Source organism: Frankia sp. AiPa1 (genome assembly GCF_023243075.1).
GTDB lineage: Bacteria > Actinomycetota > Actinomycetes > Frankiales > Frankiaceae > Frankia.
In genome coordinates this window covers 28,875-43,213 of record NZ_JALKFZ020000190.1, presented here as the reverse complement: position 1 = coordinate 43,213, position 14,339 = coordinate 28,875, and the positions used below count along the sequence as shown (strand labels likewise).

General features: G+C 70.0%; 8 protein-coding genes and 1 pseudogene. 1 reads left to right on the top strand and 8 read right to left on the bottom strand.

What is annotated here, in order from left to right; translation table 11 throughout:
- Positions 1-20 precede the first annotated feature (20 nt).
- Both MXD95_RS26695 and MXD95_RS29450 read right to left on the bottom strand, forming a co-directional pair.
- Positions 21-302 carry a hypothetical protein gene (locus MXD95_RS26695; protein WP_250643496.1) on the bottom strand — a complete coding sequence of 94 codons (282 nt, stop codon included), beginning with the start codon at positions 300-302 and terminating at the stop codon, positions 21-23.
- 142 nt (positions 303-444) lie between these two features.
- A pseudogene (locus MXD95_RS29450) lies at positions 445-630 on the bottom strand (DDE-type integrase/transposase/recombinase); the annotation flags it as partial.
- Between the two features lie 144 nt (positions 631-774).
- On the opposite strand from MXD95_RS29450, the gene MXD95_RS26685 reads away from it, so the two are divergent.
- On the top strand, positions 775-999 hold the full coding sequence (locus MXD95_RS26685; RefSeq protein ID WP_250643495.1) for a hypothetical protein: 225 nt from the start codon (positions 775-777) through the stop codon (positions 997-999).
- A gap of 417 nt (positions 1,000-1,416) precedes the next feature.
- Here the strand turns inward: MXD95_RS26685 and MXD95_RS26680 are convergent, their stop codons facing one another.
- The 6 genes from MXD95_RS26680 to MXD95_RS26655 form a co-directional block, all read right to left on the bottom strand.
- Positions 1,417-2,553 carry a hypothetical protein gene (locus tag MXD95_RS26680; RefSeq protein WP_250643494.1) on the bottom strand — a complete coding sequence of 379 codons (1,137 nt, stop codon included), beginning with the start codon at positions 2,551-2,553 and terminating at the stop codon, positions 1,417-1,419.
- Between the two features lie 13 nt (positions 2,554-2,566).
- Positions 2,567-3,736, bottom strand: a complete 1,170-nt coding sequence (locus MXD95_RS26675; protein WP_250643493.1) for a hypothetical protein — start codon at positions 3,734-3,736, stop codon at positions 2,567-2,569.
- 23 nt (positions 3,737-3,759) lie between these two features.
- On the bottom strand, positions 3,760-7,464 hold the full coding sequence (locus tag MXD95_RS26670) for a hypothetical protein (RefSeq protein ID WP_250643492.1): 3,705 nt from the start codon (positions 7,462-7,464) through the stop codon (positions 3,760-3,762).
- The gene (locus MXD95_RS26665) at positions 7,464-9,746 is read right to left on the bottom strand and encodes a hypothetical protein (RefSeq protein WP_250643491.1); all 2,283 of its coding nucleotides are present in this window, start codon (positions 9,744-9,746) and stop codon (positions 7,464-7,466) included. Before MXD95_RS26665 ends, MXD95_RS26670 begins: the two co-directional genes overlap by 1 nt.
- Positions 9,743-12,538, bottom strand: a complete 2,796-nt coding sequence (locus tag MXD95_RS26660; RefSeq protein WP_250643490.1) for a DUF6603 domain-containing protein — start codon at positions 12,536-12,538, stop codon at positions 9,743-9,745. The genes MXD95_RS26665 and MXD95_RS26660 overlap by 4 nt, the downstream gene beginning before the upstream one ends.
- A gap of 64 nt (positions 12,539-12,602) precedes the next feature.
- Positions 12,603-14,303 (bottom strand): hypothetical protein, encoded by a 1,701-nt coding sequence (locus MXD95_RS26655; RefSeq protein WP_250643489.1) that lies wholly within the window; start codon positions 14,301-14,303, stop codon positions 12,603-12,605.
- Between the last annotated feature and the right edge of the window lie 36 nt (positions 14,304-14,339).

The following is a 14,339-nucleotide window of genomic DNA, read 5'->3' as shown; positions in this document are numbered from 1 at the left end:
TGGGGTTGTTCGACGTCAGATCAGTTCCACGTGCTGGCCGCCGGTTCCCGGTGCACCGCGCACGTCGCCCGGTCCGCGGATCGCACGGAACAGGCCGGGGAGACCGCCGGGTCCTCGTCGAAGTAGAAGTGTGCACCCGGAACCTCGAGAAGAGTCGGCGGCTCGGAGCACTCCCGTGCCCAGCCGTCCAACGCTTCGCTGGCGACGTGCGGATCGTCGGCCCCCTTGACGAGATGGACGCGGACCGCGAGCGGATCAGCGGGCCGGTAGCGGTAACGGGAGACGAGCTGAAAATCCGCCATCATCGACGGGGGGAAGCAGCGCGGCGAGCTCGTCGGAGTCGACCAGTTCCGACGGTAGCCCGCCGAAGAAGGCGACCGCGTCGACGAACTCCCGTCCTGTCAGCCGCGCGGTCTCGCCGCAGCCGGGTTTTCAACCGGCAGTGGCCGTCTGGTCGCGGCGGGTGCTGGCCAGGACGTCGATGACCTGGCCATGCTGGTCGACGGCCCGGCAGAGGTAGGTCCACCGGCCGGCGACCTTGACATACGTCTCATCGACGGACCACCTGTCACCGAGCCGGTGCCGACACGGCCGAGCCGCCTCGACCAGCAGGGGCGTGAAGCGCTGCACGCAACAAGTCGGCGAACTACACGCGATGCGGAGACGCGTGGAGACGGGAACCATTAGAGTCGCTGCCCTGGGGCTCGGCGCTCGGGAGGCCCGGGAAGGCGGACGGGGGCGGCGTGGCGGTGGCCACGATAGTTTGATGTTCTCATGGGGGTGCTCGTGGGCAATCGACTTCGTTTCGGCTTGGGGTGGATTATCGCCGCCACGGCGGTCGTTAGCCTGACGTTCTTCGATCGCCTGAAGTTCGACGATGATTCGGCGCCGGGGGCCCTGAAGCATGCGCTGATCGGTGGCGCAGAATGGTCTGCCACCATACTTGTCTTCTTTGGCCTGGTCGGCTGGTGGAGGCGTCGTAGACGTGGGGGCAGTTGAACGACGTAGCACGAGGCGTAGTTGGGTCACGTGGCCTTCCTACGGATGCCGGCGTGCACGGACACACACGCCGCGCGACGTCCACGGGCCTCTACGGGCGCGGCGAGGCTGGCGACGGCGCCCCCTGGCCTGCCTCGAACGCGGCCGGCGGCGTCCAGCGCACAGGGGGCAGCAGCCCCATCCCGGTGCGTGGCGGGGCAGCCGAGGCCCCGTTCGGTGCGGCGTGTGCGGCGTATGCGGCGCCCTCGGCTCGACGCTCCAGCATGTCAGTGTTGGGGGTGCCGCCCCGACCATCCGCATTGGACCTTGTCCGGCCTGGCCACCGCCAACTGTGACGGCAGCAAAAATACGTCGCGGCTGATACGGGCGCTGAACGCCGGAAGCACCTCGGTCACGGACCATTCGGTGCCGGAGCGGTCAATTGGTTCTGATCGCGTCCCCATCGGGGATCCAGACAAGGGAGAAGTAGGGCTCCGGGCTCTCCGGGACGCTGGGCGGGTCAAGGTGGCGGCAGACCGCGGTGACCTGGGCGCCGCGCCGGATCGGGAGGTGGAACGGGGTTTCCGCGGGGAGTTTGGTGGTGTCGGAGTTGTCGGAGGCGAAGTCGTTGACGTACTCGACGGTGCCGGGGGCCCTGGCGGTGACCTTGATGCCGGTGGCCCGGCCGCCGGCGTTCGCCGATACCCGGCCGAGGAGGATTCCGTCGGTGGGCGCGGTGAAGGAGTGGGTGGTGCCCAGGCCGACCTCGATGGGTTGGCTGGTGCCCATCATCTGGACGGTGTCCAGGGCGGTGAGGTCGTGGACCAGCAGGTGGGGGCGGGCCACGGAGACGAGTGCGGTGAGTACTCGTTCGGCCGTTCCCCCAAGCATGCTCGCGGCCAGGCGGAAGACCGTGGTGTCGTGGAGGGCCGGGGAGGTCCACGGGTTCTGGTCGCTGACGACGGCTGAGCCGCCGCGGCCGCCGGAGTGGCTCTGCCAGGTCATCGTGTAGACGGCGGGAGAGCCGTTCCAGGACAGGACGGCGTGGCCGCCGTTGGGGACGAGCATGGTGTCCGGCCGGAAGTCCGCGAAAAAGAAGTTCGCCGGGAATTTGGGCAGGGCCAGCCGGGTGGTGCGGGTCTGCCAGGAGGAGCCGTCCAGGGAGCTGTCCTCGGCGATCTGCAACTCGGCTGTCCCGGGCGCCGTGTTCACGGCGATGTCGGCGAGGCCGAAGGTGAGCGGCGTGACGGCCAGCAGCCATCCCCGGGCGAGGGTCGGGGTGGCGGTGAACGACCCGCCGGAGGGGGCCGCGATGCGCCAGCCCTCGCCCTGGTGGGGATGGTCGCCGCCGGTTACCGCCAACCGCCGGATCCCGCTCGGGCTGGCGGTGAGGGTGGTGGCGCCGGTGCCGATGGGCAGGGTCAGGACGGTCTTGCGGACATACACGGGGGTGTTCCCGGCCCGTGCGGTTACCCGCAGGGTGCAGGGGCGGCCGGCCTGGATCGGGTCCGGGTCGAAGGCGAGTGTGTAGTCGAGCAGGGGCGCGGCTTCGGTGGCGGCGACGGGCTGGGACACGGAGACTCCGAGGTCAGGATGCGGGCGGGGTGATCGCGGTGAGCTGTCCGACGCCGCGTGGCAGCCAGGTCAGGCCGCTGCTGTCGCCCTGCTGGCCGAACATGCGGACCGTCAGCTGGGCGTCTCTGGGTACCGGGACGTTGATCGGGGTCTCGGTGGGCGGCCGGGAGGAGACGCTGTTGTCGGAGGTGAACCGCATCGTGTACTCGTTGACGCCGGTCCGGCTGACCGTCACGGCGACGGTCGCGGCGGGGCCGCCGCTGGCTGCCTGCACATAGCCCACGACGGTGCCGTCGGTGGGCGCTTGGAAGTATCTGATGTTGTCGGCGGGGGCGGGGGTGGGTGCGTCGAGGTTCTGGCGGGTGCCCTGGACCTGGACGATGCCGTTGACCTCCAGGTTGCCGACCTTGAGATCGGGTTCGCGGACGGTGACGGCGGTGGTGAGCGCGTAGATCATCGGGGCGCCGCCGCCGTCCACCGACCGCTCGGCGACCAGCATGAAGGCTGTCGTGCTGGTCAGTTCCGGTGAGGGCCAGGTCGACAGGCCGGTGACGGACGTCTTGTCGCTGTCCCAGTGCATCCAGTACCGGGGGCCCAGGCTCGCCTCCCATCTCAGCGTGACGCTCTCGCCCCGCTCGACCGAGATGTGGTCGGGACGCAGATTGTGGAAGGTGAAGTCCGTCGGCCACTTGTCCACCGGCAGCGGGTCCACCGGCCGGGGCTGGTAGCCGCTGTCGGTCGTCGAGGTCCACTCGGTGACGTCGACATAGCAGGTCCCGATCGTCTCGCTGGCCGACAGGCCGGTGAGCGCCAGGGTGACGGTGTCGCTGCCGGACAGCTCGCACGGGTCGAAGTCGGTTTCGGGGGTGAAGGTGAAGACGGCGTTCTCGCCGTCGCGCCTCTTGCTCCTGGTCCAGATTCCGCCGAGGTCGGTGGGGCTGCGCCGTTCGACGACCATGCCGACCGTGGACGGTTCGGTCGGTGCCAGAGCGGCCTCGTCGTTTCCGATCCGATACCTGATCTCGATCTTCTGCAGGTAGGTGGTGGATCCCTCCCCGGCGGTGATCTTGAGCATGACCCGCAGGGGCTCGGGGTCGTCCTTGCCACTCGCCCGCACCACGGGAGGGTCGGTCAAGAGCGTGTAGGCCAGCAGGGTGCCGGCGCGGGGAGCGTGAATGGCCATGCGGGGGCTTCCTCTCGGGCAGGTCACTCGTCGCGGTCGGTCGGCGGGTCGAGCAGCAGGTAGCCGGCCCGGGCGTGCGGGACCGGATCGTCCAGGTGCGCCTGCTGGTCGGCGGCCAGCAGCGGCAGTTCCGTCCAGCCCAGCTCCGACTCGCCCGGTGCGGTGTACGGCTGGGCCCAGGTCCAGGTGCCGTGGTGCGCGGCCGGGTGGACCACCACCAGGTGTTCGGTCGCCCCATCCGTCCGGCTCGCGGGCGGGGCCTCCCGGGGCTCGAAGACCCGGACCGGGGCCAGCAGCGGGCTGAGCCGGAACGCCGCGCGGATGCGGCGCAACGCCTGGTGGACCAGGTCGCCGGGCAGCTGCGTCGGGATGACCGGCAGGATGTGCGTGGTGGCGTGGACCGGCACATGCGGATCGGCCAGGACCGTCAGGTGGTGGATCCGCTTCTCGGAGCCCGGTGGGGTGGCCGGCAGCGCGATTCCCTCCCCGTTTCCGATCTCGACCAGGTAGGGGTCCGCGCAGACGGGTCGGGTCACGTGCAGCTGGGTGTAGTCGGTGTCGCCGCCCGGCCCGGAGCCGCTGGCGTAGTAGCCGATCAGTCCGTCGGCAAGCCGGTCGGGGTCGCCCAGGCGGATCGGCCACGGGTAGGTGGGGTATTCGGGGGTGTCGGGGGTGACCGCCTGGTCCCACGCCTGGCTGGTCAGCGGTTCCCCGCGCAGTTCCAGGTTGAGCCGGGCGCGGTAGAGCGCGAGGGGACGGCCGATCAGCTTGGCCGGGCTGCGGTCGTCTTCGGCGGCCGGGTCGACGATGCTCTGGACGGAGTGGTTGATCGTGTTGAGCAGCGCGGTGAACCGGGCGGGCGGCCCGACCAGCGCGTGGACGAACCCGGCGAGGTGGGGATGGTCGGCGCGCAACGCCGGGTCGGTCTCGTCGCGGTAGGCCGAGCCGGGTAGCGGGGTGAACGTCACCCCTGAGCCGACTTCCCGCAGTTCACCGACCGGATCCCCGGCGGCGGCGTAGAGAAGCAGGTTCTGGTCGAGATGGTTGACCAGCAGCCACCCGGCGATCGGTGTGTTGGTGCCGGCCGGGGTGGCGCGGCCCGGGGGCAGCGCCTGGTCGTCCTGTGCGCGTGCGACCTCGAACCGGAGGCGGGCGTCGTGCAGCAATCGGGGCGGGAGCTGCAGGAACCGTTGCGGGTCGGTGGAATGAAGCGGTTCGGTCGGGGTGACGCTGTCGGCCAGAACGGGGGTGAACTGTTTGAACCGGTCCCCGGGCACACTGGTGATCACCACCGAGCGGCCGAACCGGTCTATGACCCGCAGATCACGGAAGTAGAGCTGCCCAGCGCGCAGCGGCTGGAACCGGGGCCGGGAGTCGTCCGCGTCGTCCGCGGGGGCCGGGACGTAGGCGACGTCCCCGGTCAGCGGGGTGATGTCGCCGGGCAGTACCGCGCGCACCCCGATGTCGCGCATCAGCAGATGGTCGTTGAACCCTTCCAGGGTCTGCGCGAGCAGGTCCATGTTTCGGTAGTCGTCGCGCAGCGCCCGCAGCCCGGCGTCCCGGGTCGCGCCGTGGGTTTCCAGTAGCCGGTCGATCTGCGCCGCCGCCACGTACGGCGCCGACGGGGTGATCAGCGCCCGCCCGGTGAACGCAAGCCAGGACGGGCCGTCGATGCCGTCGCCGGGAGCGTCGCCGGTGCCCAGCCAGGCGTACTCGGTCCCCTCATCGTTGATCGCCCAGTGTCTGCCCGTCTCGTCCTGGTAAGGGATCGCGTGGTAGCGCAGGTCCCACTGGACGTACATGGGCAGCCAGGGCTGCCGCCACATCCCCGCGTATTCCGGTGGGGTCCCCGCGATCAGCGACCGGTCCTCCAGCACGACCTCCAGGGCGGGCCGATTCGACTCGTGGTCGATGCTGATCGCGGCCAGGTCGAGGGCGGCGAACTCACGCAGCAGTGGGCCGGCCGCCGCTGGAAGACCGGCAAGGTTCACCTGCGGCGGCGGCGGCGACTCGGGACGCCCGTTGATCGTGACGGCGGTGATCAGCTCCGATTCCAGTCGGGTCGGCAGGGGTTTGTCGGGATGGCGGGTGAGGGGCTGGGTCAGCCCGCCGCCCGCGATCACAATGGCCGGGTCGGCGGTGGAGTGGAAGTCGCCGCGGGCGAGCCGCCGTAGCTCCAGCGAGTCGGACAGGCCGACCTTCGCCGCGTACGCCGCGATCTGCGGCTCCAGGTCCGCGGGAAGCAGCCCGTCGGGGAGCCCCTCGGTCTGCACCAACTGCCGCATGGTCGCCGCCGCCGTGACCGCCCGGTAGGCCAGCGTCGTGTCGGACGAGGCGTTGAACTGTGCCTGCGCCGCCGCGGCATCGAAGCTGTCGGGATGGTCGGGCAGCTCCTTGAGCCACCACAGGGTCCGCAGCCGCGCCTGCGCGTCATCCAGTTCCTGCGCCGCTGTTTCGTATTCGGCCTGGAAGGCGTTGAGTTCGTCCAGCCATTGCGGTGCGGCGGAGGTGGACGGCGGTGGTTCCCCGTCGCCGTTGTCGCGCGGCACCACCAGCCAGGTGTAGCCCCCCGATCGGGCGCAGAACCAGGCCCGGCGGGTGACCTCGTCGAAGTCGTACTCGCCGTCGGCCGCGTCCAGGCCGTCGATCGTTCCGCTGTACAGCGCCGACAGCAGCCGTCCGGTCTCCCGTGACCCCGTCTGGTGGGCGGTGAGCGCCTCCAGCGCGTCGGCGGTGCTGTGCCCGAAGGCGACCTTCTGGGCCTCGTGGTCGGGACGAGGGTCCGATGAGGGCCTCTCAGGGTCGGTGTAGTTCCACCAGATGCCCAGCGCGCTCCCCGCGTACAGCGACCGGGTCGGTTTCGGTGCCCCCTTCCCGTCGGAGTCCTCCGGCAGGTCGGTGAGGCCCGGCAGATCCCAGCGCAGGCCGCGCAGCACCCGCTGTGCCGTGCGCAGGTCGTCGGGAAGCGGGTGGTTCTCCCCGGGGGGCAGCGAGTCGGCGGGGTCGGGTGGCAGCAGGCCGGGAATCTCCTCGGCCTTGGCGAGGATGTCCGCCGTGTCCCACGAATACCAGCCGATCACCGCGTAGCTGAGGGCGCTCGGCCCCGGGTAGTCCGGCCAGGCGGGTCCCGTCAGATCTTCGAGGGTGTCGTAGAAGGAGAACACATTCTCGTGGTAGGGCTGGAATCCCGCGAATGCCGGGATCCCCGGCCCCGCCGCGGTCAGGAACAGCTCGTTCCCGGGCTCCTCCCAGCCGCCGGACCGCAGGTCGTGCGCCCGCCCAAGCTGGTCGGCCCTCAGCCCGCCCGTCGCCGCGTCCTTCACCAGGAACTGCACGGTGCCCCGCTGGGACCCGCCATGGGTCAGGCGCAGATAGTCCGACTGCACCACCCACGCGGCGGCGTGGCGCCGCCCCTCGTCGGGCAGCCCGCTGGGTACCTCGTAGGTGCGCACCACCAGCCACCGGTTCGGCACCAGCGGAAACGACGTCTGCCCGTCCTCGGGATCGAAAAGCCCGGAGGCGAGGGCCTCGGGGAGCTGCCACTGCACATAGACGCCGGTATTGATGTCGACGGTGTCGCCGGGGGGCGGCTCGGCGGAGGGTCTGTCGTCGGAGAGCATCGCCGTGAAGTTCAGCTTCCACCGGGCGAAGCTCTCCTGCTCGGTCACCGCCCGGTTCACGACCAGCGCGTGCACCTGGACGGGGACGATCAGGTCGATGTCGGGCATCACGCGCTCCCCGGCTTGGAAAGGTAGCGGAACTGCTGCAGCAACGGCGCGTTCACAAGTTGCAGCGCGAACTCGCTCTGCGTCAGGTCGGTCCGGTCCAACGCCCCGCCCAGATCACGCGCGAAGTCGCGCACCCGCAGCACGTCGGGGGTGTCGGAAGTGTCGGGGCTGGGGGCCGGCCGCAGGTAGCGCTCGAAGACGGTCTCGCCGCCGGTGGGGAACGCCTCCTCCAGCGACCAGCCCGGATCGGCTGGGTCCAGGCTGCGCAGCATCACCACGCCGCCGTGATCGATCCCGAAGTGGATGCCCTGCCCCGGCTCGCGGAACTCCACCGTGTCGGGGACCTGCCCGAACAGGACCAGGAGGATCTCCGGGCCGAGCAGATCCCGGCGCAGCTCGGTGACCGGCTGCCTCCTCCGGTATGCGGTGACCTCAAGGCCGGGCAGCGCCCGCAGCAGCCGGGAGTGGACGAGCAGTCCCGCCTCGGGCAGTTCCCCGCCGCGGGCCCGGGCGACCGCGCCGCGGATCTGCGGGTCCAGCGCCACGTCGAGCGGGGTGTGCAACCCCACGTCCGCCGCGCCCGCCACCAGCACTCGCAGCCACGCCTGGTCCACCCGGAACAGCCGCAGCGACTCGCCCGGCAGCATCTCGGCCGACGGCACCAGATAGCAGAACGGCACCCCCTCGAACCGGGCGAGCCGGTCCAGCCACGCGGGCATCGCCCCCGTGGACCGTTCGGCGGCCACTCGCAGCAGGCCCGCGGCCCGCTCGTCGGCCAGCAGTTGCGGGACGCTCAACGGCGCCACGCGGCGTCTGGGCCTGGGCGGTGGCGTCTCGGCGAGGGGGGCGGCCAAGGCAGCGGCCAGGGAACGACCGCCGAACGCCTCGAGCTGCCGCAGCCCGCGCAGGGTCCGCTCACGGTCGGGGTCGGCGGAGGCACGGGCGGGATCGGGGGCGAGTTTGCGCAGCGTGGCGGCCCGGTTGTGTAGCTGGCGGCGGGCCCGGATGATGTCGGCGGCGTAGTCGGGGTCGGCCATGGCGAGCGTGCGCCCGAGCGTCCAGGCGGTGGCGTAGGAAACGTCGAACAGGCCGTACTCCTCCTCGTAGATGAGGGCATGGTCGGAGGTGGTGTGCCCGGCGGCGAGCCCCGGGTCCGGGAGGGCGGGGGTGGCGACCGGGGCGAACGGTCCCCGGTACCAGGCGAAGGTGGTCTCCCCGGACAGGGTCCGAAACGGGGTGGCCACGTAGCCAAGACGCAACCGCTCCCGCACGTAGGTCTCGGAGCTGGACCCGCTGGTTCGCGCGGACGGCGCGGACGGCGCGGACGGCGCGGACGGCGCCGGGGGATTGAGCCGCAGCAGCAGGCTGTCGGCGTGGTCCTCTCTGCTCGGCGTGGCGAGGTTGGCGAGCATACCGGCGATGTCCGCAACATTGTGGGGGTCGTTCTGGAACGACCAGGACCGCAGCGTGCACAACCGGACCGTGCGGTGGCCGGTGGGCGGGTTCGGGCCCACGTGCGGCTCAAATCCCTCCAGGGACACCAGATGGCAGGCGTAGAAGCCGGTGTCGCGGGGGAACCGGTTCCCGGTGATCACTGCGAACATGCCCTCGGTGAGGACTTCTCCGCCCGCACGCCGCGTCGCCGTCGTGACGTCGCGGACGTGTTGCAGGTAGAACATCTCCTCGCGGGTGGGCAGGATCCGGGCGAAGACCGCCGCGGGCACGTCGATCGTCTGGCATCTGCTGGCCAGGACTTCGGGGGTCAGGGAGGACCCGCGCAGGTCCGGGCCGATCACTGCCGTGTCGCCGGAGTTGATCAGGTCCCGCACCGAGCGTTCGACGGTCACGCCGCCCGCCTTCGGGTCGTCCGGCAACTCGCCTTCCTTGAACAGCAGCAGCGCCAGCCACCCGGCGTGCGCCTCGGCGCGGTCGCCGGCGAGCTCCCGCTCCCACGGCAGCACCGCCCGGTTGAGGGTGATGTGCGGCAGCACGTTCTCGTACCTGCCGGCGGAGTTGTGCGGCGGGTAGTAGGCGTGGACCGAGTTCGGGCTGAGGGTGAACCTGAGCGGCCGGATCTCGAAGGTCTGGGCCGACTCCGGCAGCGCCGCCGTGTCCACCCGCTGGCCGTTCTTCCACAGCTCATGCCGGGACCGGACGGTGTAGATGCCGGCAGTGGCGCGGGGCGTGTACTGGTCGACAAAGGTGACCTGCAGCTTCTCGTCGGTCCTGGGAGCTGCGTCGGTCCTGGGAGCTGCGTCGGTCCTGGGAGCTGTGTCGGTCATCGGGGCTCCCTCGTGGGGGCGGTGGAGACGGGGACGGTCGCGGCCGTGACCAACGGATTGTTGATCATGGTGTGGAGGACCAGCTCGGCGTATTCCGTCAGCGACCCGTCGGTGTCCTCGCCGGCTCCCGCCCCCAGGCGGGTGAGGGCCTCGTGGACGGCGGTCCGCTCGTCCGCGGTCGCCTCAGCGGCCAGGGACTCGGCAATCCGCTGGATGGTGTCGTCGGCGACGAGGGGGGCGGGTCCCGCCGCGGTGGCGTCGCGCAAGGGCAGGTCGCCGTCGTCCAGCGGCTCATGGCTCAGCGCCGCGGCCGTCACGGGGCCGACCGAACCGCCCCGGCGCGGCGGCGGCACCTCGACCAGTAGCCCGGTCACGCGGTCTTCCACCAGCCCGGGCTCGCTGGCCATCTCCTCCGACGACAGGGCGGGCGGCCCCCACAGGGCGCCGGGCAGGTCGCGCTTGATCGGGGTGAACTCCCAGCCGTTGGTGTAGGGGTTGAACGGGACCTCCTGCCCGCCCTCGGACCGGGTGATCGTGACCAGGTGCCGGGAGTCGACGTCGGTGAGCCGCATCGGCCGGATGTCGATCTTCGGGCCGTCGTACTCCGAGGTGCCGTTCACCGAGATCTGCGAGGTCGGCAACGCCGCTTCGGTGGCCAGGGTGAACCCGTCGATCGACGCCAGGGGCGGCCCCTGGCGCGCCGCCCGCGCCTGCGATTCGCCCTTCTCCACGTCGGCGAGGAAACCCTTCACCGCCGTGGTGCGGATCGGGGCGGGCAGCTGCGTCTGGAACTCGCCCCACGGCACCGGAGGCGCTCCGAGGCGGACGGACCCGAGATCGAAGCCGAACTCGATGAACCAGAGCTTCACGGTCACCCGGCCGCCGGTCGGCGGCGTCCAGAACTGCAGCGTGATCCCGACCTCGATCGCGATCCGTACCTTGATGAATGCAATCTTGATGGTGGCCGAGACCCCGATGGAGATCCCCATCGCCAGGTCCAGGTAGAACGGCTTCCATTGGATCAGCGCGTCCACATGCGCGGTGAACCAGGCGCTGAGCTGCACGACGCCGCCCAGGTCGTAGCGGGCGCTGAGCGCCCCGCCGAACATGATCGCCCCTGGGGTGAGTGCGGTGTACCCCTGCGCCTGCACCACGACCAGGCTGCTGGGCTCCCAGCGGAAGCCCAGCCGGGCCGCCGCCGGGTAGTGCTCCGGCATGTTCACCCGGAACTGCGGGTGGTACCCGCCCAGGGTAAGGACGAAGTCGCCGCCCTTGCCGCCGCCTGTCCAGACGCAGAACGCCAGCCCACCGGTGAGCTCGGCGGTCTCGGTGAACAGGAACGATCCCTGCCCCACCGCCACCTCCAGCGTCAGCAGATGCTGGTCGGACAGGTAGGCGAACCGCAGGTCGAGGTTGAGCCGCGCGTGCACCTTCCTGTTCGGGTCGGCGTGCTTGGGCAACGTGATCGACGTCCGCCCGAGAATCATGATGTTGAGCCGGTTGCCGAACTCCACCAGCGCCAGGGCCTTGGTCTCCACGAACCGGAACGAGGTGAACGTCAGCCCGAGCGCGATCCAGTAGGAGCCCTCTTCGGGCCGCACCCAGCCGGTCTTGCTCACCAGGTCGTTGAGCATCTCCAGCGGCTCGGGGGGCGGCGGGGCATCCTCTCCCGGGCCCGGCGCCGCCTGCAGCCGGTTCATCAGCGGGAACGCCGGCAGCTGCGCCGCCGTCGGCGCGCGCACCGTCGCGTTGATGCCGAATCCGCCCGACAGCCCGATCACCGTGAACGGCGGCGGCCCGAACAACGCCGTGCCCGGTTTCAGCAGCGCCTCCGCGTACAGGAACACCATCGAGTAGTCGGCGACCGCCCGGGAGAACGCGCCGGCTCCCAGCACCGTCACCGCATCGGTCTGTACCCGGACCAGGCCCGCCAGCCCGTAGGAGATCTCGTCGTCGCCCAGCCCCGTGTACCGCAGGGCCGCGTCGATGTTCAGCTTGGGGATCAGCCGGTGCAGTGACAGCGCCGCGCCCATGAGCTCCGGCTTGGGCTTGAGTCCTTTCAATCCGACCGGGATTGCCAGGCCGAGCCCGTCCAGCGAGAAGTCCTGCCCGCCCACGATCAGGTTCGCGACCAGCTCCACCCGCCAGTGGTCCCGGACGGTACCCCGGCGCACCCCCACCAGCGTCAACGGCCCGAACGACACCGGCATCCCCGGGAAGGAGATGCTCTTGTCCTTCTTGCCGTCCGACTCGTCATCCGACGCCCAGAAGATCGACAGTGCGGGCATCGTGCCGCCCTTGAGCTGCCAGGGGATGCACACCGACAGATACTTCGGCCACGTGTGCGCGCTCATCGCGTTGGGCAGCGGCACCTCCAGGTTCACCCCGTACCCGGCCAGGACCCCGTTGAGGACCCCTACCGTGCCCACGTCGAGCTCCTTGGTCGTGAGGACCACCTGAACCCGGGGGAACGCCAGCGCCCCGTTCGGGATGAACTCGCCCACGAGCGTGAACCGCGAGCCGTCGAACCCCAACGGGGCATCCAGCAGCCCCACCACCAGCGTCGAGCCGGGAATCACCGCCTTGGTGACCAGCAGCACGAACCGGGCGGGCGACGGCGCGCCCGCCTCGTCGCCGAACCCCGGGGTCCACGCCGTGACCAGCGTGTCGCCACGCCCGCCCACGTCCTCGTCGATCACGATCTCTTCCAGTATCGGTGCGAACGCCGCCGGCCACGGGATCGTGATTCCCAGCGGGCGCAGGTATTCGTTGACAAGCTCGGATAGCGGCATCGGCGCGCGTGCGGCCATCATCTCTCCCAGGTGATAATGGAACGGGGCGGGGCTCTGACCGGATTCAGTGGATGGAGTGCGCCACGCTGACCGGAATCGACCCGGCGGGGAAGCCCGGCGGCATCGGTACCGCTATCGAGGCGTCCTTGGAGCGCGCGGTCGTGCTGATCACCGCCACCGAGAAGGGGGAGTCGCTGTCGCACACGTACGCGCGCGTTCCGCCATGGCTGAAGGTGATTCCCCGCGGCGTGCCCAGACCTCCGCCGGCGGCGATGGGGATCCGACCGACCTCGGCGAAGGTGGCGGGCTCGATCACCCTGACTCCGCCGCCCGTCCCCCTGACCAGACCGTAAAGCTCCCCGGTGGGCCGGCAGAGACCCAGGCCGGAGAACTCGGGCAGATGACCCGCGCGGCGAACCTCCTCGGTCTGTAGGTTGAAGGAGGCCAGCCTGTAGTTTTCCAGGAAATACAGGGTGTGTCCGTCGGGGTGCACGCGCAGATCCATCACCCCGTAGGGTCCGACGATCCGCTCATTCCGTGTGACCCGCTTTTCCTGGAGATCCACCTGAAGCACGTGAAGTGTGTCGGAATAGTTCTGAGCTATGTACACGTACCGCCCCTCGGGGCCGACCGCGAAGCCGAAGCCCGGGGAGCTTCCGTACGAACGGGGGCCCGCCCCCGCCTCGGCGATCTCAGCGGAATTCGGGGTCGCGGAAAATGGGATCTGGCTCACCAGGCCGAAGGTCCCGGTCCGGACCGTAACCAGCTGGGTGGTGAAACCCTGAAACAGACCCACATAGTGAGCCAGTTGCCCATCGGGGCTGAACTGCACTCCCGCCAACAGGGCGATGCCGCCCACGAGGTCTTCCAGGTGCTCTCCGGTACCTATGTTCCAGCACACGCGCGGCTTCAGGATGGGAGGGCAGTAGTAGAGATAACGGCCATCGGGACTGAAGTTGAGGCTGTCATACGGGGTGGTGGAGGCGTTCACTCCGGGGACCACCCCGGTCTCGCGTCCCGATGCCAGATCCACGCCCCGGAGGTTGGGTAGATTCGGATTGGGTTCCCCCTGGGGCTTCCAGTGGTACTGGACCAGTAGCCGGCCCGGAGTGAACGCGGTCACCAGCCCCGGCCATGACGTGTCGTCGATCTCTGCCGCCGCGCGGTCCACCCGGCTTTCGGCGAGCACTCCGCTCGTGTACCTGTCGCCCTTGAACAGGTAGAACCTGCCGTCTCCGGGGTCGGACGTCGCCGCGGTGATCCCGGTGGCGAACTGCGGCGCGTAGTTCCCGAGCCCAGCCAGGGTCGCCTCGATCGACTTCACCTCGATGAGCTCGGAGTCGCGCATGTTGTACAAGGCGCACTGGCTGCCCTTGAAGAGGTAGAACCGGTTGTCTCCGGGAGCCGGCAGCGCCGCGTCGATCCCACTCTGGAACGCGGGCGGCAGGCCCGGGAGATATTCATCGATTTTGAACGGGGAGGTCGCCGTACCGGTGAGCGGTTGCAGCTCCACACACATGTCCCCACGCAGCACCACCGTCCACGGATTACGTGACGGAGGAGTAAACGCCGCATCGAACCCGGCTGCGAACTGAGGTGCCTTGTCGGCCAGTTCTGGCCATCTCTCGCCAATCCTCAGGGTATTGGTGGCAACCTTCCTGGCCGCCCAGTCCCACCCAGCCACCAGCCCACCCTGGACGACAAACCCGATCCGACTCGTCCCGTCCCGCACCGTGAAGAACGCTTGCACCAATTCGTCCGACATGTCAACAGCCCCTCTTTCCGGAGAGCGAGATCCACG

Excerpts from the sequence above, each read along its gene's own strand:
- MXD95_RS26660 (WP_250643490.1), bottom strand. The coding sequence starts at position 12,538 with ATGCCGCTATCCGAGCTTGTCAACGAATACCTGCGCCCGCTGGGAATC.
- MXD95_RS26655 (WP_250643489.1), bottom strand. The coding sequence starts at position 14,303 with ATGTCGGACGAATTGGTGCAAGCGTTCTTCACGGTGCGGGACGGGACG.
- MXD95_RS26685 (WP_250643495.1), top strand. The coding sequence starts at position 775 with ATGGGGGTGCTCGTGGGCAATCGACTTCGTTTCGGCTTGGGGTGGATT.
- MXD95_RS26670 (WP_250643492.1), bottom strand. The coding sequence starts at position 7,464 with ATGCCCGACATCGACCTGATCGTCCCCGTCCAGGTGCACGCGCTGGTC.
- MXD95_RS26695 (WP_250643496.1), bottom strand. The coding sequence starts at position 302 with ATGGCGGATTTTCAGCTCGTCTCCCGTTACCGCTACCGGCCCGCTGAT.
- MXD95_RS26665 (WP_250643491.1), bottom strand. The coding sequence starts at position 9,746 with ATGACCGACACAGCTCCCAGGACCGACGCAGCTCCCAGGACCGACGCA.
- MXD95_RS26675 (WP_250643493.1), bottom strand. The coding sequence starts at position 3,736 with ATGGCCATTCACGCTCCCCGCGCCGGCACCCTGCTGGCCTACACGCTC.